This window comes from Desulfobotulus pelophilus, assembly GCF_026155325.1.
GTDB lineage: Bacteria > Desulfobacterota > Desulfobacteria > Desulfobacterales > ASO4-4 > Desulfobotulus > Desulfobotulus pelophilus.
In genome coordinates, this window is record NZ_JAPFPW010000003.1 from 53,032 (window position 1) to 76,073 (window position 23,042).

The window sequence follows — 23,042 nt, forward strand, 5'->3', positions numbered from 1 at the left end:
GCTTATTTTTTATCCCTGCAGTTCGGTTTCAACCCGAACCCCCAGCTCCTGCAGCTGGGCCGGTGCCGCTGCGCTGGGTGCTCCGGTAAGCAGGCAGGCGGCTTTCTGAGTTTTGGGGAAGGCGATAACATCCCGTATGGATGCCTGTCTGGTGAGCAGCATGACAAGGCGGTCAAAGCCGAAGGCCATGCCTCCATGGGGAGGGGCTCCGGATTTCAGGGCATCCACGAGGAAACCGAATTTGTCTTCATAATCTTCGCGGGAAAGGCCCAGCACATCAAATACCTTTTGCTGCATTTCCGGTTGATGGATACGGATGGAGCCGCCTCCGATTTCATTGCCGTTGAGTACGAGATCGTAGGCCCTGGATTTGGCGGCAAGGGGGGCAGAATCGAGTTTTGGGTAGTCCTCCTCCTGGGGTGCCGTAAAGGGGTGGTGAAGGGCGACCAGTCGTTTTTCCGTTTCGTCATACTCAAACATGGGAAAACGGGTCACCCAGACAAAGCGGAAAACGGAATCATCCACAAGCCCCAGTTTTTCACCCAGATGGTTTCGGAGGTTTCCCAGGGCTTCGTTGACAACGGAAGATCTGTCCGCCACAAAAAAGACAATGTCTCCGCTTTCCATGTCGAGGCGGCTTACCACTGCGGCCTTTTCTTCCTCTGTAAAAAACTTGGCAATGGGAGACTGCCACTCCCCGTCTTCCTTCACTTTGATCCATGCAAGACCCTTTGCCTTGTAGATGGACACAAAGTTAGTGAAATCATCAATTTCCTTACGGGTAAAGCCGCCGCATCCTTTGGCATTGATGGCTTTAATCATGCCTCCTTTGGATGCCACATCGGCAAAAACTTTGAATCCCACTGTTTTCATCATTTCCGTGAGATCCACAAGCTCCAGTCCAAAGCGCAGGTCCGGTTTGTCCAGGCCATAGCGGCCCACAGCCGTTTCATAATCCATACGTTCAAAGGGCGTTTGAATGTCCATGCCCAGTACTTCTTTGAATACGGCGGATACAAGGCCTTCGCCAATGTCCATCACATCGTTTTCACCCACAAAGCTCATTTCCAGGTCAATCTGGCTGAATTCAGGCTGGCGGTCGGCCCTCAGGTCTTCATCCCGGAAGCACTTGACAATCTGGTAGTAGCGGTCAAAGCCCGCGATCATGAGCAGCTGCTTGAAGAGCTGGGGGCTTTGGGGCAGGGCATAAAAATATCCCCGGTTCACCCGGCTGGGTACGAGATAGTCCCTGGCTCCTTCGGGTGTACTGCGGGTGAGGAAGGGGGTCTCTATGTCCAGAAAACCTTGGGAGTTAAGGAAGTTGCGGATCGCCTGTCCTGTTTTGTGGCGTGTGATGATGTTCCGTTGCAGGTTGGGTCTGCGGAGATCCAGGTGGCGGTACTGCAGGCGGATGGTTTCGGATACTTCCGCATTTTCTTCAATGAGAAAGGGTGGCGTTACTGCCGTATTGAGAATGCGCAGCTCATCGGCCATAACTTCAATGGAGCCGGTTTTCAGGGTGTTGTTTCCCATCCCTTCGGGTCTGGCCATGACAATGCCACGGATGGCAAGGACGAATTCAGATCGGATTCCGTGGGCTGCGGCATGGACTTCCGGGTTCCGCTCAGGGTTGAAGACCACCTGGGTTATGCCTTCTCTGTCCCGCAGGTCCACAAAAATCACGCCGCCATGGTCCCGTCTGCGCTGAACCCAACCCATGAGAACAACGGAGGAACCTATATCCTTACTGCCAAGGGCTCCCAGGTGATGGGTGCGTCGCATATCTTGAAGTGTATCAGGCACGAAAGTTCTCCTTCAATAAACCGTAAAAAGATGGGATGTAAGAGGTCTTTGCCGAAGTATGCTCCGGCGTGAGCAGATTGATTTCCGGATCAGGCTTTCCGGAAACCCTGAACCAGGGTCTGGATAAGACCTTCCATGGAAACGGTTTCCTGCTCTCCTGTTGCCATGGATTTCAGTGTCACGCTACCTGTGGACAGCTCATTGTCTCCCATGATGACGACAAGGGAAGCGGCCAGCCGGTCGGCGCGCTTCATGAGGGCCTTGAGGCTTCTGCCGGAATAATCCGTTTCAGAATGAATACCCTGTTCCGCAAGCTGCATGCAGAGGTCAAAGGCTTTTTCCATGGCCTTTTCTCCCAGAGGAATGAAAAAGACATGGGGTGGGCATTCTTCGGGCGGAAGGGTCTGGGCGATGACTTCCACCAGCCGGTCAAAACCTATGGCAAAGCCTATGGCTGGAATATCCGGTCCTCCAAGAGTTTTGACCAGGCCGTCATATCGACCGCCTCCGGCTACGGAACTCTGGGCCCCCAGCATATCGGTCTGCAGTTCAAAGGCGGTGCGTGTATAATAATCCAGGCCACGGACCAGTCTTTTGTCCACTTTGTAGGAAATATCCCTTTTGTCCAGTTCTTTCCGTACGGTGGCAAAGTGTTCAGCACAGGGCTTGCAGAGTTTATCCAGCAGTTCCGGAGCCTGGGCCATGGCCTTTCGGCAGGATTCGTTTTTGCAGTCCAGTACGCGAAGAGGGTTTTTATCCCTGCGGCGCAGGCAGTCATCGCAGAGTTCGGAGGCTTTCTCTTCAATGAAGGCCTTCAGATTTTCCCTGTAAGGAGGACGGCAATCCGGGCAGCCCAGAGAGTTGACATGGGCAGAAATGCCCGTAACCCCCAGTCGTTCAAGGAGGCTTGCCAGCATCAGTATCATTTGGGCATCCACGTAAGGGGAGGCGATGCCGAATGCCTCCACGTCAATCTGGTAAAACTGGCGGTAGCGGCCTTTCTGGGGCCTTTCCCTGCGGAACATGGGGCCGATGGTATAGAGTTTCCGGATGGGTTCTGTCCCCGACAGTTTGTGCTGAATGTAAGCACGCACAACGGAAGCCGTGGCTTCCGGTCGCAGCGTCAGGCTCTCTCCCCCGCGGTCGGTGAAAGTGTACATTTCTTTTTCAACAATATCGGTGGTTTCACCGATGCTGCGGGCAAAAAGTTCTGTTTTTTCGAGAATGGGCAAACGGATTTCATGGTAGCCATGGCTTTCAAAAAGCCTGCGGGCTTCTGTTTCTATGCGTTGCCACAGACGGCCTTCCGGTTGCAGAATATCTTTAAAACCTCGAATCAGCTGAATCATGGGACTCCATCCTGAACAATCCGTATCCCCAAAAGGATGTTTTTGTATCACATAAAGTAAGCATAACCTATTTTTCTTATCGCAGGCCCCCTCAAGCGTCAACCGGATTCCTTGAAATACGGCTGCTTTGTGCAGGATTCCAACCGGGGCTTGACATGGGAAGTCTGCGGAGATAGGCAAAGGGACAAGGTTTTTTCTATATCAGGTACCTTGATGAAAGGTAAAGACCATTACCGTAATCCATGGAGGAAGTGGGGCATGGCATCTGTAAGCACCACGCATCTTGTGAAGATGAAGGCTGAGGGTACAAAAATTGTTGCGGTTACAGCCTATGATTTCCCCTTTGCCCGGTTGGCGGATGAAGCCGGTGTGGATGTGATTCTTGTGGGCGACTCTCTGGGTATGGTGGTTCAGGGGCAGAAAAATACGCTTCCCGTCACCATGGAAGAAATGTTGTATCATACCAAAATGGTATCCCGAGGGGTTACAAGATCCCTTGTGGTGGGAGACATGCCTTTTTTATCCTATCAGGCGGATGTGTGTGAAGCCGTGCGCAACGCAGGGCTTTTTTTGAAGGAAGCGGGCGCAGCGGCTGTGAAGCTTGAGGGAGGAGCTGGTGTTTCTGAAACCATACGGGCCATGGTGGATGCGGGTATTCCCGTACAGGCCCATATTGGTCTCACGCCCCAGAGTGTGCATGCCATGGGGGGATACCGGATACAGAGAGATGAGAACCGGCTGGTAGATGATGCGCATAAAGTGGCTGAAGCCGGTGCCTTTTCCATCGTTCTGGAAGGAATTCCCGCACCCATAGCCCGGAGGATTACGGAAGAAGTGGGGATTCCCACAATCGGAATCGGAGCTGGGGTGCATTGTGACGGGCAGATACTTGTCATGCATGATCTGTTGGGACTGAACCTTGGGTATATGCCGAAATTTACCAGGATGTTTGCCGACCTGAAAGGGGAGAGTCTGAAGGGTTTCCGCGCTTATGGGGACGCTGTCCGAGAAGGGAGCTTTCCTGGGCCCGACCACAGTTATCAGTAATTTTACGTAAGGTCTTGCAAAGGCAGGGTTGTGGGCATATACTCATAACAAGCTCGAAAAGACTGTCTCTGTGTCAGCGACAGGAGAAATCTTCGGGCAGAAAAGGAGGTCATATGCCAGGTATGAACGGACAGGGCCCTGCGGGCATGGGATCCCGGCCCGGCAGAGGTCTGGGACCCTGCGGTTTGGGAAAACGTAAGGATGAAATGCGTGAGGGACTGGCGCAGACGGGAACGCTGCAGGGTGGCAGGGGCATGGGTGGCAGGAGAGGTAGCCGACGCTTCTGCCGTGGGGCCGGATACGGTGGCCCCGCCGTGCCGGAACCATCATCCTCTTCCGGCCCTGACGAAGTCTGAGAATTCGCAGGGCAGAAGAACATTTTTTCAGGGTACGCTTCTGCGGAGGCTTGCCCGTGCAGAGAGGAGGCTGCCACATTGGCAGTCTCCTTTTTTGTTGCCAAAGGAGGGGCTGCAGCTGTAAAGAAAACTGCTTAGCATTGTTTCCCTTTTAATGAATCAGAGGTCTGCAGTTTTTTTCAGCAATGTGCGCGGGAGCCTGCAGGAAAAGTGCTGTCCGGTGACAGGTGAGCTGTTTCATGGCGGGGATGCCATTGCTGTTCCTTCGGTGAGGTGGTCATGGCTCTTGTTCAGGAATATCCTTGTTTTGAAGAAGAAAATTTTAAAGAATATGGAGAGGGAGTTCAGAGGCTTTGCTATGCAGAAGGTGAGAAGGCCAGAAAGGGAATGGATGAAAGACGGCGTATTCTTACCTCCCTAGCAGGAAAAGTGGTGGACGGGTGTAAGGGTACCAAGCCGGATATGTCAAGGTTATCACCAGGGTGTGCTTTGTGTGCAGCGGGAGAATGGTCCTGCCTTTTTATTAATGGGAAGTGTAATGGATCCTGTTTTTACTGTCCTGCGCCCCAGAATGAGGAAAGTGTTCCCGCTTCCCAGGGTCTGAATTTTCTTTTGCCCGATGCCTACGCAGACTATGTGGCTGGTCTTGGATTTCGGGGGGTGGGGTTTTCCGGTGGAGAACCCCTTCTGACCCTTGGCAGAACCCTTGATTACATTCGGGCTGTCAGGGACCGGATGGGGCTGGGCATACATCTGTGGATGTATACCAATGGTATTCTGGTGAGCCGTGAAAACCTGAAAGCACTGGCACGGGCTGGCCTTGACGAAATCCGTTTTGACATAGGTGCCATGGATTACCGTCTTGACAGGGCGGCCATGGCTGCGGATTTTTTGCCCGTGGTGACCGTTGAAATTCCGGCCGTTCCGGAAGAAGAAGCCCGGCTGATGGTGAAGATACCGGAAATGGCAGCTGTGGGTATCCGTTACCTGAACCTGCATCAGTTGCGTCTTACACCTCATAATTTTAAGCGTATGGCCAGCAGAAGGTATACCTATATCCGAGATGCACATCTTACGGTCATGGAATCTGAGATTACAGCCCTTCGTCTTTTGGCTATGGCAAGGGATATGGATCTCCCACTGGGGGTTAATTACTGCAGCTTTGCCTTTAAGCACAGATTTCAGCAGGCTGCTTTGCGCAGGAAAACATCGCCGATGGCGGCCTTTTCCGATGAAGGGCTGACGGAAAACGGTTATCTCCGTCAGCTCACACTGGAAGGGCCAGTGCTGTATCTGGAAGAAGAGGCTGCCCGGCTTGGAAAAATTGGCGCAGATCCCGGGCTGTACCGTTTGACTGCACGAAAGGACGGGTTACGGATCAGCTCGGAGCTGGCCGGTATTGTCCGGCCCGGACCCTGTACAGGCAGGTTGCTGTATTCCGGAGTTCGTTTGATGAACATGGAAGAGGCACCCCTTGGGGCCAAAGAAATGCAGTTCGGAGAGCATTGTCGCATGGGTCGGGTCCGATTGCCTGCGGTGGATCCTATTGTTCTGGGGAAGGAAGACCTGAAGGCTTTTCTTACATGGTTGGCCGTTCCATCAGAGGGCGCTTTACCGGAGAAGGCTTTGCCCTTTGAAGCTGTCCTGCCGGGGCTTCAGGCTTATGCCTGAAGCCCCGGCAGGAGGGGGTGTTTCAGTCTTTTTTGATGGTTCGGATCATGGTCTCAAGGCTTTTTCTGAAAATATCCCAGTCTGCAGGAGGCATGTCGCCTGTGAGGATCCATTCAAGGGCATAGTGGAAGCCAAGATAATCATAAGTGAAAATGGCGTGTTTTTTCCGCAGATAATCGATGGCCGGCCGACACATGAAGCCCAGGCATACGGGACTCTTATGATCCTTCAGCCGACAGCCTGTGCTGCCGTGGTATTCACAGGGACTGACGCCGGAATTTTCTGGCTGATTTTCCGGTTTGCCATAAAGCTCGTGGCGTCTGGATCGGAGCAGATCAAAGGAGGGATGGTCCAGGTCGTAGATCGTATGATACCTGTCCCTGCAGCAGGCTGCCACGGGCAGCCCTGGCGTAAGAGAGAGGAGGCGGGGAATACAGACGGCCGTACAATAGTCAAAATATGTATAGAAATGATGTAGCAGGCTTTCTGCTTCAAGGTAGCGGTGCAGACAGGCCTCAGGGCTTTTCTCCATGGCTTGCTCCCAGACAGGATGATTTATGGGCTGCCTGTTTCGGGGAATCGGTGCAGCCGTATTTTCTGCTGGGAAGTATCCGAAAGGAAGAGGCCTTGTCAAGCAGGTCCCCCGGAAAAAGATTCCGGAGGTATCCCGGGGAAGGACACCTCCGGAGCAGGAGGGAAGGGGTGGAGAAACACCAGCTGGCACATAGGAAGGCGATCCATACGTGTTTGCAGGTGGAGAGGCATGCACAGCCTTACGGGGAGAGCGGGCTGTGCATGGGAGGGCCGTCAGGCCGCGTTGCGCCGTTCACTGCAGCAGGTGCCGCCGCTGCCGCATCCGTTCTCACAGTTGCAGCTATCGCCGCAGCATGAAATTACCTGATCCTCATTTTCTTCTTCAAGTGCTTCCAGAAGATGGGGTCGCTGAAGGCCGTTTTCTTCACTGTCTGGTACAAAGCCTTTCCCCTGGCAGTGGGAGCAGAGACAGCCGGAAAGAACGATTCTTGTAACTCCTGCTCCCATGGGTACCAGCTGAAAGGGGATCTGATGGGCAGCCATGTAACCTACCAGCCACTTGACAAAGATTTCGTTTTTGAGGTCAATGGAGGAAAAACTCCCTTGGGCCAGCTGGGTGATCATGCGGATCTGGAAACTTCGCATCACCTTAGACTGTTTTTTGGTCATCAGTTTTCTCCTTTTGTCTGACGGCATGGGGCCGGAATTTTTGCAGAATCAGGCTGCGTCGGCGATTTCATCGGCCCAAGAGAGGACCTCTTTGCGGGCATCATCCGGATCCCCGTCTACTTTGAGGCCATCCGCAATCAGAATACCTCCTGTCTCTTTCACTCGGTCCTCAATGGCATCAACTGCACCACAGAAATAGGTATAGGAACTGTCTCCGCAGCCGAAGACGCCGATTTTTTTTCCTTTGATGGGTGCATTCGTGAGACTGTCATAGAAGGGAATAAAATCGTCCTGGAGTTCAATTTCTTCCTCGCCCCATGTAGAGCAGCCGAGCAGGATAATGTCATAATTCTTCAGTTCATCCGCTTGGGTGTCTGTCACATTTTTACATGTGATTTTCAGCCCTTTAGAAACAAGCTGCTTTTCTATCATGGAAGAGAGGGTTTCTGTGTTACCTGTGGTGGAGCCGTAAACGATAAGAGCAGTGGTCATTAGCTTGTCCTTATTGGTGTATGGTTGTCGTATTTTTTTAGTCGAGACAAAAACTACCGAAAGAAGAGTTTTGTGTCAATAGTTTTTTTAGCTGCGGCTAAAAAAGAGCTTTATTTTTCTTCTGCTGCCTTTGAGAACCTGTTCCCAGCAATCAGCGGATTGGAAACGGAAGGACTTTCTTCCTCCTGCAGCGCTGTTTTTTCCAATGCTGCGGTTATGGCAGACCGGCTGGATGAATCCAGCATGCGCAGGCACTTGCCGTGTTTCCGGCAGATTTCCTTTACAAGCCCGCAGGCTCCGTGGCTGTTGCAGTTGACAGGGCATAAAATGATATCGGACCGTCTTACACGGGCTTCCAGTGTCTGCTTGCCCCCATGGATACAGCCGTCATGATACTCAAATTGCCCCCCTGTTGTTTCAACGGCATTTCTGTAAAGGGGCCGCATGCAAGGTCTCCCGCCAACGACGAGAACGCGTTTGTATCCGAGGTCGGGCACTTCAGCCTTGGGCGGGAAAGGGCGGAGTGCATGGGGCTTGGTCTGCTGAATGGGTGTTTCTGCTGGTTCTGAACCGGAAATCTGGGGGGCTTTGCGCCATTCTGCCCTTTCCGTTTCCAGTTTTTTGACCCGCTGGTTCAGTGCCTGGTTTTTATCCTGAAGGCGCTGAAGCCTTTCTGAAAGATTTTCCAGAGATTCCTTTGCTGTCTCTTCTCTTGGGCTTGAGGTGCTTGTGTTCGTTTCAAGACGCTGCCACTTTTCGAGTTCTGCCGTTTTTGCCATCAGGGTGTCGGTTTTTTCTTTCAGATTTTTTTGGATACGGCGGGAAAGTTCTTTTTCTTCCGCAAGGAGTTTTTCCAGTCGTACAATCATGCGTCTTGATTCCAGCAGGTCACGTTTTGCGGTGTGGCCGAGCATGTGCAGGGTTCCGAAGACTTCCGCCTGCAGAGACTGGGATATATTGGACCGGCAGGCAATGATATAAAGGGGAAGTTCCAGTTCACCGGTCTGAATTCCTGTTTCCCAAAGCTTTCGTATCGCAGATTCGGGGCTGTGCAGCCATTCGGTTGCGCTGGTGAGATATTTTTTCTTGAGAAAAGTGTCAATCCTGCGGGCTACCCGTGTTGGTGCGTCAATATTTTCCATCACTGCGGCATGAAGGGATGCGGGACAAATGCGGCGAACATTGAATCCGGCTTTTTTCAGAAGATGATGATGGTCATCAATGGAAAGGCATGTCCCAACCAGAGGGCATTTCATGGACTGGGGTATTTCCCAGAGGGAGGCAAAGTGCGCTCCTTTGGAGGTCCAGTTCTCTGCGGGGATGAAAGTTTCAAGGGCAGCGCGGGAAAAGTTGGGCGGCATCGGTGTCATGGGGACTCCTGTGAGAGTTTTTAGTGTATTTTACATGGGCAATAAAGTTTGTGTCAACTAAAAAAATAAATATCAATAAAAACATCGGGCGTAGATGTCCGTGACATCCGTTGTTTTATAGCTTACGGATTGGAGGATCGGGGGTAGTAAGACGTCAGGGTGTTTGTGCTATCTTATTTTTTCAAGGGGTTATGGTTGTTTCAATTGGTCGGGGACCCGGATAAAAGATGCTGATCCCGAAATCATCACCGGTGTTGAGGATTCCGTCGGCCCCATGGCAGATAAGCTGAAAGCCTCTCCCGTCCGGGGTTCTTATGTAGGAGAGCCCATTTCCCCATCGGTCTATGGGCATTTGCTTCTGCATGTTGTGGGGAAATTCTCTGGTAAGCCATGAACCCAGTTCTTCAGGAGGCGGGTAAAGACCTGTCTGGAGGTAGTGTTTTTCCAGTGCAAAGGCAATTTCCTGAATGTGGTTTCGCGTAAGAATTTCACGCAGGGTATTGGTTATGCCATGGACAAGGATGTCTGCAGGAGCTGTCCATACCTGAAATAGAAGGAGGATGCCAGCCAGATAAAAAAGAAACCGCAGGTGAGATTTTCTGAAAGGGGGAACGATCTTTCTCATTTCAATGGTATAGCAGCGGTTGTGGGATAATGCCAAGGGGAAATGCATCAGGCGGTTGGCTCAATGGAGAACTCTCGTACCATCATTGATGCATTTTTTAATAAAGAAACTTTCCTGGTTTTTTTCTGGCTGCGTCTGTCTCAACAATTATGCATAGAGGGGATTTCCATGGGAACTTTGCAGGACTCTGTGGTTAGTGGTCCATCACACGGAGGGTGGACGGGTAGAGCCGAACGCCCCGGAAAGGGGCGTTTTCGGTGGCAGGTCAGGAGCTGTGTGGCCCGTCAGAAAGGAACCACAAGTATTTTTTCCGCATCTTCAATTCTGAGGATAAGGTGATATCCTTTAATTTTTATGGTAAGATTTTCGCTTTCCTTTTCGATGTTCTCCACTTCCACCACGTTGCCAGGACCGGCTTCAATGTCATTCAGATGGCGGAGTGCGGAAGGCCGTCCTTCAAGGCTGGAGAGAACACCTTTCTCACCGATCTTAAGTCTTGAGAGAGGGATGAGATTTTTTTCGGAATCCTGAATAAAGTCCTTTTTTTCTTTTAACTCATTGACGCAGTTGGAAAGGCAGGTCTCACATCCACCGGCTTCCAGCCTTTCACAGTGGCGGCTGAAACCTTTGATCCAGTCTGCTCCTCCACGGGGACAAATATCCACAAACTCCACAAATTGAATCAGCCGGTCCAAAATATTGGGAGAAATGGCATGCTCCATTTTGCAGGCAGCATCTTCGGCTTCGTCTATGGGAATAAGCAGGATTTTTGTAAAAAAGTCTTTGAGAGCCTCATGCCTGCGCACAACGTCCCTGGCCAGCTCTGCACCTTTGGCGGTAAGGGTAATGAGATCGTAGGGTGCATAATTGATGTAGCCTTTTTCCGAAAGGGAACGAAGGGCACCGGTAACAGATGAGTTGTTGACATTCAAGCGCTGGGCAATATCTTTTGCGCGTGCCGCCTGTTTTTCCGCAACCACATGAAAGATGGTTTCAAGGTAATCTTCAAGACTTGCGCTTAACTTTTCAGATTCAGACATAATATATTCCTGGGCTTGGATTTCGACGCGGACGCTGTTGGCCCTGGTATCCTGGAGAATTCGGGTGACGTATGAAGTAGCCGTTGAGAAATTCCCTTTTTCAGGGTAAGTATCATCAACCATATCTACCATCTTCGGGTTTGGCTTTTTTGTCAAGCCTTAAAATGGTGAAAGGCGCAAGAAAATTTTAATGAGACGGGTGTTTTATCCTGCTTATGCGTTCTGCATGCGGATACTCCAGCTGGGTTCTCCTTCATAATCGGTGGTCTGTATTTCCGTGAAAATCATATTGCGGGCTTTTTCTTTAAGAGTCATCTGAGATTTTCCGCCTGTGATACGGGTGCCTGAGGAGATGTTGCCCTTTACTTTCAGTATGGGTTTGGGCCGGTTGGTCTTGCTCCATTGGAGCAGTGCTTTATATTCATTCCGGACTTCCTCTATCTCGCCAACCAGTAGTTCCGCATTCCGCTGTGCCTTGAGTATGGTGTCCAGGGTCTGGTCCTGCTGGGCAAAAAGCTGACTTGTCTGTGTTTCTGCCTCTTCAATGGCCTGTCGGATATGAAGGAGGTGCTGGGAAATGGACGCCGCCTTGTCCCCGGCATGGGGAAGGGCGGCGGACAGTTTCTGAATGAGGTTCTGGTTTTTGTCCACTATCTGTGCTTTTTCCGCAATATGACGGTGAAGGTCTTCCTGACGTTTTTTCTCTCCCTGTATGGTTTTCTGCGTTTTTTCGAGATCTTTTTTCAGCTCTTCAGTTCTGGACCGGAGTCTTGTGATTTCGCTTTGCACATAAAAATCAACACCAATAAAAATATGGGAAGGCGCCGCTACTTCTGTGCCTACTTCATAAATCTCTATCCCTCCCCTGGCGGCTGCTTCACTGGCGATAAGCTTGCCCTTGGGAAGGACCACCCGGCTACTACTGCGGACAACGGAGGTTATGATTTCTTTTTCCACAAGGATATCACCAAAAGCTATAATTTCTGAGTCCACCACAAATTTGGCCTGCACCATGCCGCCAGCCCTGATTCTGGAGCCAATAATGCCTCCATTGATCACGAGGTCGCCTTCCACTTGCACATCTGCATCGTTGATTCCGGTAGCGGAGGCTGATGAAGCCTTCACCTGAAAGCCCGGCTGAACACTTCCTTTGATACGGATGGCTCCGTTAAAGGAAACATGGCCGGTTTTGAGGTCCACGTCTCCGTCAATGGACATTTCCGGGAAAACGGAAATCTTGCCTCCCAGAGTGCTATGGGGCTGACCATCGATAAGGGCATGGGTGCTCTGGCCGTCAAGGCTGAGCTCCACACCATTCCCCGCCCTGATTTCCACGTCTGTGGGCTCCCGCGGGGGAGCCTCCTCTCCCGTGACCTTGACACCGGGTTTGCCGTTTACCGGTGGTATTCTTTGGCCGAGGTGGCTTCCCTTTTGGACAAAAGGAACTTCGCCCCGGTCAAAATAGTCGATGTTGCCTTCCTCATCAATCTTACCGGCTTTCAGATAGTCCGGGTCAAAGCCGTAGCGGATGTGACCGTCAATGGGTTCTTTCGGAGGGTGTCCTTTGGCCGCTTCAAAAGGTTCTGTCCGAAGGTGGGGGGTTTCCAGCCAGCTTCGCAGCTCGTTGTCCGGCCGGAGGCCAAACACAACCCCTGCATTCATAAGTGCTTCCTTTAGATCACGGAGTGTGAGCGTTTCCCTGATTTCTGGAGCAGGGAGGATATGGGCGCTGAGTTCGTCTTCGCTGATGGAGACGGCAATTTCTGTTTCCTTGGGTGCAGCGGCTGATTTTTTCTGAGCGGACTGGAGTGCAGGCTCCAATGTTGGTGGCACGCGTTTCTGTTCCCGCAGGATATACACCATCTGTTCGTGGGTAAGGATGCTGTTTTCGACGAGAATGTTGCCTAACAGTTTGATGGTCCGGTTTCGTTTGAATTTTGCCAGCTGGGTGTCCAGAGCTCTGACAATGTCGGCTTCGGAACAAAAGCTGTGAATCTGGCAGAGGCGTCCGAATATCTGGTCCATCTGCCGGGTTTCATGGAAAAGTCGTGTGGCATGAAGCAGGCTGATCTCTTTGCGGTTGATGAACTCAAGATCCGTGAGAATTTGGCTGAGATTGCGGGGCTGGGGGTGCTTCTGGTCCGCAGACCATTGGGCAATGGCCGCCTGTAGCTGGTCGGTAGTGATAAAGCGATACTGCAGGGCCATGCGGGCAATGGCCATTTCCTCCGGTGGAATTTTTCTGGAACCCGCCGTGATTTCACGTTTTCTATCCTGATCATTCCAGGCCTGAGCAAGGGAAGGTCGTGCTTTTTCTTCATGGGTGAGGGCGGAGAGTGGGGGGGCAACGGCCCGCATCCGGGAAAGGATCCTGTCTCTTTTTTCTGCGGTGAGCATATTCTGCTGTATGAGAATATCACTTACCGGAACGAGGTTGCCGTCTTTGTAGGCATCAGCCTGGGCAGTCAGTACCATTTCACAGGTGTTTTGATCCAGAAGGCCTTCTTTGTGTGCCGTGTTGCAGAACTGGCGGTCCAGAAAGCGCAGGGTGCTGGCCAGAAGTTTTTCCATGGAAGCGGGGGAAATATATCCCCGTTCCAGCAGAATTTCTTCAAGGGTGACAGGAGTGGGGGCGGAGTGATTCCGCTGCTGCATTTCCGCGATGGCCTGCTGGAGAACTTCTTTTGAGATGAGGTCATTTTCCACAGCAAGTTTACCCATAACCGGATAGGCAAGATCCCGGTGCAGATGGGCAATTTCCTGTAATTTGGCGGCTTCTGTGGATGGCTGTTGCATGAAAGGCCTCCCGGAAACGGAAATTTTTGGAAACATCATGGACGTATAGTTATTTTAAGCATACTTTTAAAAGAATAAAAAGTTTTGTATTTTTTGGAAGACGGGAGAAATTTTTTACGCAGAATGCTCCTTTTGGTAACTTTTTTGTAAAGGATGCGGATTGTATGCAGACAGGGTATGCGGATCATCTGAATCTTTTGTGTGATATGGGTGAGCTGATCAGTGTCCTGAGGGATTCTGACGATATCCATATGTTCCTTGATCAGACGGTGGCACTGGTTGCCCGCCATCTGAAAGCGCAGGTCTGTTCCATTTATCTCTACGATGAATCCGCAGAGCGCCTGGTTCTTCGTGCAACCATGGGGCTTAGGGCGGAAGCTGTTGGTGTGGTTTCCATGGCTGCGGGAGAGGGGCTTGTGGGCAGGGTTTTTGATTCATTGCAACCCCTCTGTACGGGTGAATGTCGTATCCATCCGGATTATTTGTATTTTTCAGAAGCTGGAGAAGATCAGCTTCTCTCTTTTCTGGCCGTACCCATTCACAGGGGGGCCGTGCGTATCGGTGTGCTTGTTGTACAGCATGAACAGGCGGACAGCTTTGGGGATATGGATGTGCGGGCCCTTCGTGCGACAGCTTCTCAGCTGGGCAGTGCCCTTGAGAATGCGCGTCTTTTGCTGTCCCTTGGGGGCGGGGCTGAGGGATCTGCTGGCTTGTTCCAGGCCCGTACGCCTTCCCTTTCCCTGGTGCGAGGGAAGGCCGCCTCACCGGGCTGTGCCATGGGGCCTGCGCTGATCCTGGGTATGCATCGCTGTGATATTCTACGGGATGAGGCAGAGCCGGAAAGATCCGGAGGAATGGCTTGTTTTCATGCAGCCCTTGATAAAACTCTGGCAGAGCTCAATGCGTTGCAGGAGCGTTTTGCCCGCAGACTTCCGGAAAGTGCTTCGCTGATTTTCACGGCGCATTTCATGATGCTGAAAGATCCTTCCTTCCGGCGGCGGATTGAAGAAAAGATCAATCTTGGCCTGTCTCCCATGGCCGCTGTCAGAGCGGCAGCCGGGCATTACATCGCCATTTTTGCGTCGTCGTCCCATGCCTATATACGGGAGAAGGTTTCGGATATAGAGGATCTTGCCTGCAGGCTTCTGAGAAACCTGAAACCCGGTGAAGGGAAAGATGCCGAAGGGGTGAAAAATGGGGGGATTGCCCTGGCAGGCGAACTGTTCCCTTCGGATGTACTGAAGCTTGTGAGTGAGGATGTGACCGGTATAGTTCTTGTCTCCGGCGGCCTGACCTCCCATGTGGCAATTCTGTGCAGGTCACTGCAGATTCCTCTGGTGATAGTAGAGGAATCTGGCGTACTGCGGATTCCGGAAGGAACGCCTCTCCTGGTGGATGGTGCCGCAGGTAACCTGTATGTGCGGCCGGATGACAGCATACGGGAACCCTTTGTCCGGACTCAGGCAGCCTGGTCAGCTGCGGAGTCTTTCACCGGAACCATGAGTGAGAGCACATGGTCCAGGGATGGTGGCAGGGTCCGGCTTTTTGCCAATATCAATCTCCTGTCCGAAGTTCCCCTGGCGATCCGTAGCAGGGCGGAGGGAATTGGCCTTTATCGCAGTGAGTTTCCTTTTCTCATACGTTCGGCCTTTCCTACGGAGACGGAGCAGTATCAGGTTTACCGAAGGCTTTTTGCGGCAATGCCGGACCGTGTGGTCACCATAAGGACACTGGATGCCGGTGGAGAAAAGGTGCTTTCCCATGTGGACAGTGCGGGAGAGAGTAACCCTGAGCTGGGGCTTCGGTCCATTCGTTTTTCTCTTTTGCACAGGGATGTCTTTGAGGCTCAGATCCGGGCCATTCTGAGGGCAGCAGAAGGTTCCGTATGTCCAAGGATTATGTTTCCCATGATTTCCAGTCTGGATGAATTCCGGGAAGCCCGCTCCATTGTTTATGATTGCATGACAGCCCTGGAAAAAGAGGGTATATCTTACCATTCAGCACCTCAGATTGGAATGATGGTGGAGCTTCCAGCTGCTCTCGAGCTGATTGAGGATTTTGCAGAAGAAGCGGATTTCTTCTCCATTGGTACCAATGACCTTGTTCAGTATATGCTGGCCGTAGACCGGAGTAATCCCAGGGTGGCTCATTATTATCAGCCCTGGCATCCTTCGGTGCTGAGGGCTTTGGCCCGTATAGGAAAAGCTGGCAGGGCGGCAGGTGTGGATGTTTCCGTATGCGGGGAGATGGCACATGAACCGGCGCTGATTCCTTTCCTGCTGGGGGTAGGAATCCGTACCTTGAGTCTGGATCCACAGTTCATGCCAGCCGTGCAGCAGCAGATTCAGACCATGGATCTGCGGGAAGCGGAAGAGCATGCCAGAGAGCTGCTTGGCATGTCTTCCATTGCTTCCGTGGCCTCATACATCGGGGTGGAGAAACGCGCATGACCAATCATGCACTGCCATGGTTTATGGGGCCCGCAAGACTTGTGAAAAAACAGTATTCAATGAAGCAGGATAGCGGCAGGCTCTTTGCCGTTTTGTATCAGAATCCATGGCTGGCAATGATTTCCCGGATTCGCCCGGAGTCTTTCAGCTGCTGGAGCCCGAGATTGAAAGCCTGCATACGCTCGTTTGCATTGCGGGCGTTTTTGGGAATGCAGACATAGAGATCCTTGATTTCCAGCGGGGGGGTGATAACCGTCACGTCTTTCATCCGTTCTGGCATCTGGGTACGGAGAATGTAGAGGCCCACATACTGGTCTGTAACAATGAGGTCTACGCTTCCAGAGAGCAGCTTTTGAATATTGTCGATGTCTCTCATGGATTCTACTTTGGTCAGATAATGGGCAGCATCAAACTCCGGGGTGTTGACATAGCCGCGGACAACACCGATTTTGTAAGGTTTCAGGTCCTGCAGATTTTTATAGGCGATGTGGTCTGTGGCTCTTTTAAAAAAGGCGAGAGGGCCTCCGGGTATGGGATCGGAAAGAAGAAAGTTTTCTTCCAGTTTGGCATCATAGTATTCAGGAAAATAAAAATCATAGCGTCCTGAACCGGCAAGGGCCACGACCCATGTCCAGGCCATGAATTCAATGTCCAGAGTATACCCTCCACCGGCAGCGAATGCTTCCCGTACAATTTGGGCAACATATCCTTCTTCCGGAAGACTGACGCCGATATAGGGTTCCCAGTTGAGGGTAGCTCCTAAAAGCGGTTTTTCTGTATCTGCATGTACCGTAAGGGCGGTTATGAAAAAGAGTAGAAAGAATAGTTTTGTCAGGATTTTCATAGGGGCTCCTCGTCTGGCATAGTGCCTCTGGGCTTTATGGTTGTCGGTTAACCGGTGGTGGATCCGGGTAACAACGGATTACAGAGCAAGGCGGTTGATGCGTTACGGAAGTTTACGTTTCATTTTATTCACTTCGCCTGCCCCTTCGCTACCATATCGCCTGTCCGTTCCTTAGCTGCCACAGCATTTTCCATGCGTTGAGAGTTACGGCTCCGGTGATTCCTGTCGCAGCACCGATGAAACAATGCGTGTATGCGCAGGAATCTGACCTTCCTTTTTTTCCATGGAATGTTCTCTTGCTGTCCGATAAGAGAACTTCTGCGTAAGATTGCCAGTTCCCGCAGCCTGCCATTGGCTGCGGGTTACCTGGATTCCGTTATTCATAATGAAGAAACGCTTTGAAGGTTCCGTCTTCCTTGAGGGATGCCAGCCCCTTGTTGAATGTTTCCAGAATGATGGTGGCTCTGGGATGCTCTTTGGAGACGATCAGATGATAATCCGTTCTTTTGATGGGTGTCGGATGGAAAGAAATACGATGCTGAAGGTTATTTTCCCGGAGTATTTTCATTCCCACAAGAACTTCGTCCATGGTACCGTCAAGACGTCCGTCTGCCAGCCTGCGGTGATTGCTTTCTGATGAGGCGCTGCGCCTTATTCTGTAGCCGTCTTCTTCCCGGACAAAACCATAGTCATATTTTTCCACCCCACCAAGGGTGAGGCCTTTGAGATCGGCTGGATTTTCCCATTGAAGAGGCTTGTTCAGGTTGTAGAACACAACCGTGTCAAGTTGAAGGACGGGGTCGCTGTAAAAAAATTTTGTGCCGCGCTGTTCATTATAACTGTAAAGCATGGTGGCATCTGCGTTGACTTTCTCTGTCATGGAGAGTCCCTGGGCCCATGGGAGATAAAGGTATTCAACTTCCCATCCCTGGCGCTTGAAGGCTTCGGTGACAATTCGGGTCATGGGCCCGCCTTCCCTTAGGGTTTCTCCTTGATAGGGAATCCATTCTCCATTGGCAATGACAAGGGTTGTGGAGTCTTTTGCTACCCCTTTGGACAGGTTTCGGTCCAGAGACATGTAGAACCAGATGCCCCCGCCAATTGTGAGGCAGAGAACAAGGGAAAGCAGGAGTACGATGATGGGTGCTTTGTTTTGTTTCATTACAGATCCTTAATGTAAAAAAAATTATAAATAGCAGCAAGACACGTGAATCTTTTTGCTTGTCTTTCCGCAGGTCTCTCCGGCGGGATACGTCAATGGCCGATGGCAGTGTGATCCGTTTATAAAACCGGATTTTTACGCCTGTTGTTTGTTTCCGGCATTGAAAGCATCTGCATTCTGTCGACCGACGGATTCTGCTTAAGCAGATATCACAGGTACCGTAGGTTGCCGAAAGATATTTTTGATGCAAGGTGTTTTTTATATCATTTCATGTTTGGTTTTTTATCATTATGCATATTTTTTGTCAGCTTCTTATGGGTTTTTATCTTTTCTGTTACAGTGCAGGTATGGGCAAACTGGTATTGGTGCTGGTAGATTGACAGTAATTACAGTCAGAAATTACGAGGCAAGCATTATCTGGGGCTTTGGTGAAGCGGCCTGGTTTTCCGGATGTGATACGTGTTGTCGGATATGTAATCTCTTATCAGGGTCGTACCGGATGTCTCACGATCCCTGCGTCCGGGAGTTCCTGTGGGGGGCTAAAGATACTGGGGCCGGTGGCCGGATGGCGGCCTTTACTTCATGAAAGAGTGTCTGCACAGCTGGAGTGTGGAGGAGGCCGGATCCGAAAGCATTGGTTGGGCAGTGTTGTCGTCGAGAGATTGTCTGTCCCAGATTGGTTTCATTTTTTATACGTTAAATCAATGTTTGTGTTCTGCCTTGGATGAGAGGAGCGAAAATTTTAGATGAAAGAATATGCAGCGTATGACGGCATGGGGCTGGCGGATCTGATCCGAAAGGGAGATGTTTCTCGGGCAGAGGTGCTGGAGGCCGCATTGGCCCGGGCGGAGCGTTTGAATCCGAGACTGAATGTTATTGTGCACATGTTTAAGGAGCGTGCGCGGCAGATGGTACAGGAAGGTCCACACAATGGCCCTTTTAGCGGGGTTCCTTTTCTGCTGAAGGATCTGATGGATAACTTTGCGGGAGAGCCCATTTCCATGGGTAGCAGAGCTGTTCGTGAGATACCGGCAGACCACAGCGAACTGGTAAGCCGTTATCTTGCCACGGGTGTGATTCCTTTCGGCAAGACCAGCACACCGGAATTTGGTCTGACCATAACCACGGAGCCCAAAGCCTTTGGTCCGGCGCATAATCCATGGAAGGAAGGTTTCAGTACGGGTGGATCTTCCGGTGGTTCGGCAGCGGCGGTGGCAGCGGGTATTGTACCCATGGCTTCAGCCAATGATGGGGGAGGTTCCATCCGTTTTCCTGCCGCCTGTTGCGGTGTTGTTGGCTTCAAGCCGTCACGGGGGCTGACTCCCGTAGGACCGGAATTCGGTGAGCCCTGGGAAGGAGCGGTTTCCGGTCATGTGATCACCCGTTCCGTACGGGACAGTGCGGCTATGCTGGATGCGGTTTCCGGTCCTGAAACCGGGGCTGCCTACAGGGTGTCCCGGCTTGACCGGTCCTGTCTTGCGGCCTGTGAAGAAGTCCCCGGCTCTTTGCGCATTGCCGTTTCCTCACGTCCCATGGTGAAGACAGGGGTGGACGAGGAAGCCCGTAAGGGGCTGAGTAAAACGGTACATCTTTTGCAGTCTATGGGCCACTGTGTGGATGAGGCTGATCCCGCCGTTGACCGAAGCCGTTTTTGGAAAGACTACCTTACGGTGGTCTGCGGTCATACCGCAGCCCTTGTTTACCGGGTGAAGCAGAAAGGCGGTATGGTTGCGGTAAGAAAACTGGAACCGGCTACCCGCAATATGGCTGCACTGGGCAGAAGTCTTTCAGCCATGGATTTTGTCCGGGCCAAGGAGGGGTGGCATTCCGTACAACTGGAAATGGGGCGCTTTTTTGAAAAATGGGATGTGCTGCTTACTCCCTCACTCATTGGCCCGCCCGCCCGTCACGGAGTGATTCCGCCTTCTGCAGTGGAAGAAGCTCTTCTGGTAGCAGGATCCTGGCTTCCGGGAAGCCGGGTTCTGCTGCAGAGTGGTCTGGCAAGGTTCTTTGCTGCTCCAACCCTGAGTCGTATGGCGTTTACCATATGCGGTAATATAACAGGTCAGCCCGGGATTTCTCTTCCTCTGCACTGGACAGATGAAGGGTTGCCCCTTGGTATGCTTTTTACGGCGGCAATGGGTAGGGATGCCACCCTGTTTTCCCTTGCAGGGCAGCTGGAAAGAGCGGCTCCATGGGCAGACAGGCGGCCGCGCCTTTAAGGTTTGTGATGATTTTTTGATTGTTCTGTCCCCATTACTTTAACGGAAAGGATAGTTGCATATGGAATGGATTGTCGGACTGGGTGTTGTTGTCGGCCTTGCGGTGATTTTCACTATTATTATTTATAACAAGCTGGTGACCCTCAAAAATCGTTTTCAGAATGCCTTTGCCCAGATTGATGTGCAGTTGACCCGACGTTACGATCTTATCCCCAACCTAGTAGAAACCGCTAAAGCCTACATGAGCCATGAGAGAGAAACTCTTGAGGCGGTTATCGCAGCAAGAAATCAGGCGTCTTCCGGTCTGCGCAGGGCAGCGGCTGATCCGGGAAACCCTGAGGCCATGAAGGCACTGAATGTTGCGGAGCAGGGGTTGGGGGGGATGCTGGGCAGGTTTATGGCCCTTTCCGAGTCTTATCCGGACCTGAAAGCCAGTGATAATATGAAACAGCTTTCCGAGGAACTGAGCAGCACGGAAAACCGTGTTGCCTTTGCCCGTCAGGCATATAATGATGCCGTAATGACGTATAATGTCAGTTGTGAACAATTTCCGTCAAATATTGTTGCCTCCCGCTTTGGGTTCAAGGGTGCTGCTCTTCTGGAAATAGATGACCAGGCGAAACGCGAAGTGCCCAGGGTTTCTTTTTCCTGAAGGATGAAAGGCCGGGGCAATGAATTTTTTTGAACATCAGGACAGAGCGCGCCGTAATACGCGCAGGCTTGTGTTACTGTTTCTCCTTGCTGTGCTGCTGATTGTACTGGCGGTGAATCTGGCAGTGGGCGTTTTTCTTTTTAGTTTTTTTGAAAGCGGTTTTCAGGGACTGAATGCATCGGTAAAAGCCCACGGAACGGTCAGCCTGCTGACCCTGCTGATCATTGGCGGTGCCAGCTGGTATCGCATGAGTCGGCTGCGCAGTGGCGGAGATATGGTGGCAACGGGTATGGGCGGTACCTGGGTGGACCCGGACAGCGATGATCCTCTGCTTCGGCGTTTGTGCAATGTGGTGGAAGAAATGTCCATAGCCTCCGGTCTGCCCACGCCCCATATTTATGTGCTGGAATCGGAAAAGGGGATTAATGCCTTTGCTGCTGGATATATGCCGGAAGATGCTGCCGTTGCCGTAAGCCGGGGTGCACTGGAGTCATTGAGCCGGGATGAGCTGCAGGGTGTGATCGCCCATGAGTTCACCCATATACTGAACGGAGACATGCGGATGAATATCCGTATGATGGGACTGCTATACGGTATTCTTGCCATCAGTGTGATCGGGCGTGGGCTTTTGTATAGCGGTGGGCGGAGAAGGAGTGTCATCAGCAGCCGTAAGGAGGGCGGAGGTGGTCATATCCTCGGTCTGGCTCTTCTCCTTGTCGGATACATAGGAGTTATTTTGGGTCGCCTGATCAAAGCAGGCGTTTCCCGCCAGAGAGAGTTTCTGGCGGATGCCTCTGCGGTGCAGTTCACAAGAAATCCCGATGGCATCGGGGGTGCCCTGAAAAAAATTGCTGGTCTTTCTGCGGGCTCCCACCTGAAGGCTGCGGACAGGGAAGAGGTCAGTCACATGCTGTTTGCCAGCGGCCAGTCCTTCTGGATATCCATGCTGGCAACCCATCCTCCCGTTGAAGAAAGAATCAAAGCCATTGATCCCCTTTTCCGGCCGGAAGAAATGAAGGTCGGGGTTGCTCCGGGTACGGCGGGAGCAGGAGAGGGGCGAGGCCGCTCTGCCTTTCGGTCCTCCGATGATCCATGGGCTTTCCTGACGGGAAAAAGGGAGACGGTAGCGGCCTCTTCGTTCAGTGAAGCGGTGCTGCAGGATGTGGAGGCTCCTCCTCCTGATCGGCTGACTCATGCCGTTTCCGCCATGACGGCCATACCCGATCCCCTTCTTCATGCCGCCCGGAGTGTGAAGGGTGTTTCTGCCCTTTTCCCGGCCCTTTTTCTGGCAAGGGAGAGGGATATGATGGCAGAGCAGCTGGAAAAGGTTGCCTCCGTCATGGGCGAGGCGAGGCTCCGGCAGGTGGAAGGGCTGCTGCCGCAAGCCCGGAAACTGCATCCTCTTCTGAGCCTTCCCCTGTCAGATTTGGCTTTTTCTTCATTGCGTCAGGTAGATAGGGAAGAAAAACGGATCCTTGTTAAACTGATGGATGCCATGGTTATGTTGGACGGTAAGATGACGGTGTTTGAATATTGTCTTGTGCGTCTTTTGAAACACCGTATGGAAGGGATGGAGAGGACCGGCGGAACAGAAAGGAAGCGATACGGAAGGGGGCAGTGCCGGGATGCGCTGGTACGTATTTTTTCCGTTCTGGCCTGGCAGGGCCATGAGTCTGAGATTCTGGCGCGCAGGGCTTTTATGGCGGGTATCAGCCGGATACTTCCCATGGATGTGCCGCCCTATGGAGTCCCTCTGGACTGGACCGGAGACATGGACAGAGCCCTGCCCGTATTGGAAGTACTGGATATGACAACAAAGGGTGAGTTAATTCAGGCTCTTGTGATAACGGCTTCCCATGATGGCAGGCTTTCCCTTGAGGAGGCGGAGCTTTTGCGGACGATCTGTGCCTGTCTGCATGTTCCTGTGCCTCCGGTGTTGCCCCAGCTGACGGCATAATTC

At 51.9% G+C, this 23,042-nt stretch carries 19 protein-coding genes; 7 read left to right on the forward strand and 12 right to left on the reverse strand.

The window, feature by feature from the left end:
• Window positions 1-9: 9 nt before the first annotated feature.
• Both aspS and hisS read right to left on the reverse strand, forming a co-directional pair.
• On the reverse strand, window positions 10-1,803 hold the full coding sequence (gene aspS / locus OOT00_RS03940) for an aspartate--tRNA ligase (RefSeq protein ID WP_265423990.1): 1,794 nt from the start codon (window positions 1,801-1,803) through the stop codon (window positions 10-12).
• Between the two features lie 89 nt (window positions 1,804-1,892).
• Window positions 1,893-3,152 (reverse strand): histidine--tRNA ligase, encoded by a 1,260-nt coding sequence (hisS, locus tag OOT00_RS03945; RefSeq protein ID WP_265423991.1) that lies wholly within the window; start codon window positions 3,150-3,152, stop codon window positions 1,893-1,895.
• A gap of 258 nt (window positions 3,153-3,410) precedes the next feature.
• On the opposite strand from hisS, the gene panB reads away from it, so the two are divergent.
• The 3 genes from panB (at window position 3,411) to OOT00_RS03960 (ending at window position 6,226) form a co-directional block, all read left to right on the forward strand.
• Window positions 3,411-4,199 (forward strand): 3-methyl-2-oxobutanoate hydroxymethyltransferase, encoded by a 789-nt coding sequence (panB, locus tag OOT00_RS03950; RefSeq protein WP_265423992.1) that lies wholly within the window; start codon window positions 3,411-3,413, stop codon window positions 4,197-4,199.
• 113 nt (window positions 4,200-4,312) lie between these two features.
• Window positions 4,313-4,555 (forward strand): DUF5320 family protein, encoded by a 243-nt coding sequence (locus tag OOT00_RS03955; RefSeq protein WP_265423993.1) that lies wholly within the window; start codon window positions 4,313-4,315, stop codon window positions 4,553-4,555.
• Between the two features lie 279 nt (window positions 4,556-4,834).
• Window positions 4,835-6,226, forward strand: coding sequence for a radical SAM protein (locus OOT00_RS03960; protein WP_265423994.1), 1,392 nt, complete (start codon window positions 4,835-4,837; stop codon window positions 6,224-6,226).
• Between the two features lie 22 nt (window positions 6,227-6,248).
• Here the strand turns inward: OOT00_RS03960 and OOT00_RS03965 are convergent, their stop codons facing one another.
• From OOT00_RS03965 to OOT00_RS03995, 7 genes are all read right to left on the reverse strand, one after another.
• Entirely contained in the window at window positions 6,249-6,758 is a 510-nt protein-coding gene (locus OOT00_RS03965) for a hypothetical protein (RefSeq protein ID WP_265423995.1), read from the reverse strand.
• A gap of 275 nt (window positions 6,759-7,033) precedes the next feature.
• Window positions 7,034-7,429: a hypothetical protein gene (locus OOT00_RS03970; protein WP_265423996.1), complete on the reverse strand. Its 396-nt coding sequence runs from the start codon at window positions 7,427-7,429 to the stop codon at window positions 7,034-7,036.
• Between the two features lie 48 nt (window positions 7,430-7,477).
• Window positions 7,478-7,921, reverse strand: a complete 444-nt coding sequence (locus OOT00_RS03975; protein ID WP_265423997.1) for a flavodoxin — start codon at window positions 7,919-7,921, stop codon at window positions 7,478-7,480.
• 110 nt (window positions 7,922-8,031) lie between these two features.
• Window positions 8,032-9,291: a DUF2325 domain-containing protein gene (locus OOT00_RS03980; RefSeq protein ID WP_265423998.1), complete on the reverse strand. Its 1,260-nt coding sequence runs from the start codon at window positions 9,289-9,291 to the stop codon at window positions 8,032-8,034.
• A gap of 181 nt (window positions 9,292-9,472) precedes the next feature.
• The gene (locus OOT00_RS03985; protein ID WP_265423999.1) at window positions 9,473-9,952 is read right to left on the reverse strand and encodes a type II secretion system protein GspG; all 480 of its coding nucleotides are present in this window, start codon (window positions 9,950-9,952) and stop codon (window positions 9,473-9,475) included.
• A gap of 248 nt (window positions 9,953-10,200) precedes the next feature.
• Entirely contained in the window at window positions 10,201-10,956 is a 756-nt protein-coding gene (locus OOT00_RS03990; protein WP_265424000.1) for a metal-dependent transcriptional regulator, read from the reverse strand.
• A gap of 213 nt (window positions 10,957-11,169) precedes the next feature.
• Window positions 11,170-13,752: a flagellar assembly protein A gene (locus tag OOT00_RS03995; protein ID WP_265424001.1), complete on the reverse strand. Its 2,583-nt coding sequence runs from the start codon at window positions 13,750-13,752 to the stop codon at window positions 11,170-11,172.
• Window positions 13,753-13,916: 164 nt separating this feature from the next.
• Here OOT00_RS03995 and ptsP point away from each other — a divergent pair, with 164 nt between their 5' ends.
• Window positions 13,917-16,202 (forward strand): phosphoenolpyruvate--protein phosphotransferase, encoded by a 2,286-nt coding sequence (gene ptsP, locus OOT00_RS04000; protein ID WP_265424002.1) that lies wholly within the window; start codon window positions 13,917-13,919, stop codon window positions 16,200-16,202.
• Between the two features lie 97 nt (window positions 16,203-16,299).
• Here ptsP and OOT00_RS04005 read toward each other — a convergent pair whose 3' ends face one another.
• From OOT00_RS04005 to OOT00_RS04015, 3 genes are all read right to left on the reverse strand, one after another.
• Complete coding sequence (locus OOT00_RS04005) at window positions 16,300-17,046, reverse strand: substrate-binding periplasmic protein (RefSeq protein WP_265424003.1); 747 nt, start codon at window positions 17,044-17,046, stop codon at window positions 16,300-16,302.
• 204 nt (window positions 17,047-17,250) lie between these two features.
• Window positions 17,251-17,430: a hypothetical protein gene (locus OOT00_RS04010; RefSeq protein WP_265424004.1), complete on the reverse strand. Its 180-nt coding sequence runs from the start codon at window positions 17,428-17,430 to the stop codon at window positions 17,251-17,253.
• On the reverse strand, window positions 17,423-18,208 hold the full coding sequence (locus tag OOT00_RS04015) for a substrate-binding periplasmic protein (RefSeq protein ID WP_265424005.1): 786 nt from the start codon (window positions 18,206-18,208) through the stop codon (window positions 17,423-17,425). Before OOT00_RS04015 ends, OOT00_RS04010 begins: the two co-directional genes overlap by 8 nt.
• 746 nt (window positions 18,209-18,954) lie before the next feature.
• Between OOT00_RS04015 and OOT00_RS04020 the strand changes: the two genes are divergently transcribed.
• From OOT00_RS04020 to OOT00_RS04030, 3 genes are all read left to right on the forward strand, one after another.
• Window positions 18,955-20,430, forward strand: a complete 1,476-nt coding sequence (locus OOT00_RS04020; RefSeq protein WP_265424006.1) for an amidase — start codon at window positions 18,955-18,957, stop codon at window positions 20,428-20,430.
• 61 nt (window positions 20,431-20,491) lie between these two features.
• Window positions 20,492-21,082: a LemA family protein gene (locus OOT00_RS04025; protein ID WP_265424007.1), complete on the forward strand. Its 591-nt coding sequence runs from the start codon at window positions 20,492-20,494 to the stop codon at window positions 21,080-21,082.
• 19 nt (window positions 21,083-21,101) lie between these two features.
• On the forward strand, window positions 21,102-23,039 hold the full coding sequence (locus tag OOT00_RS04030; RefSeq protein ID WP_265424008.1) for a M48 family metallopeptidase: 1,938 nt from the start codon (window positions 21,102-21,104) through the stop codon (window positions 23,037-23,039).
• The last annotated feature ends 3 nt before the right edge of the window (window positions 23,040-23,042 follow it).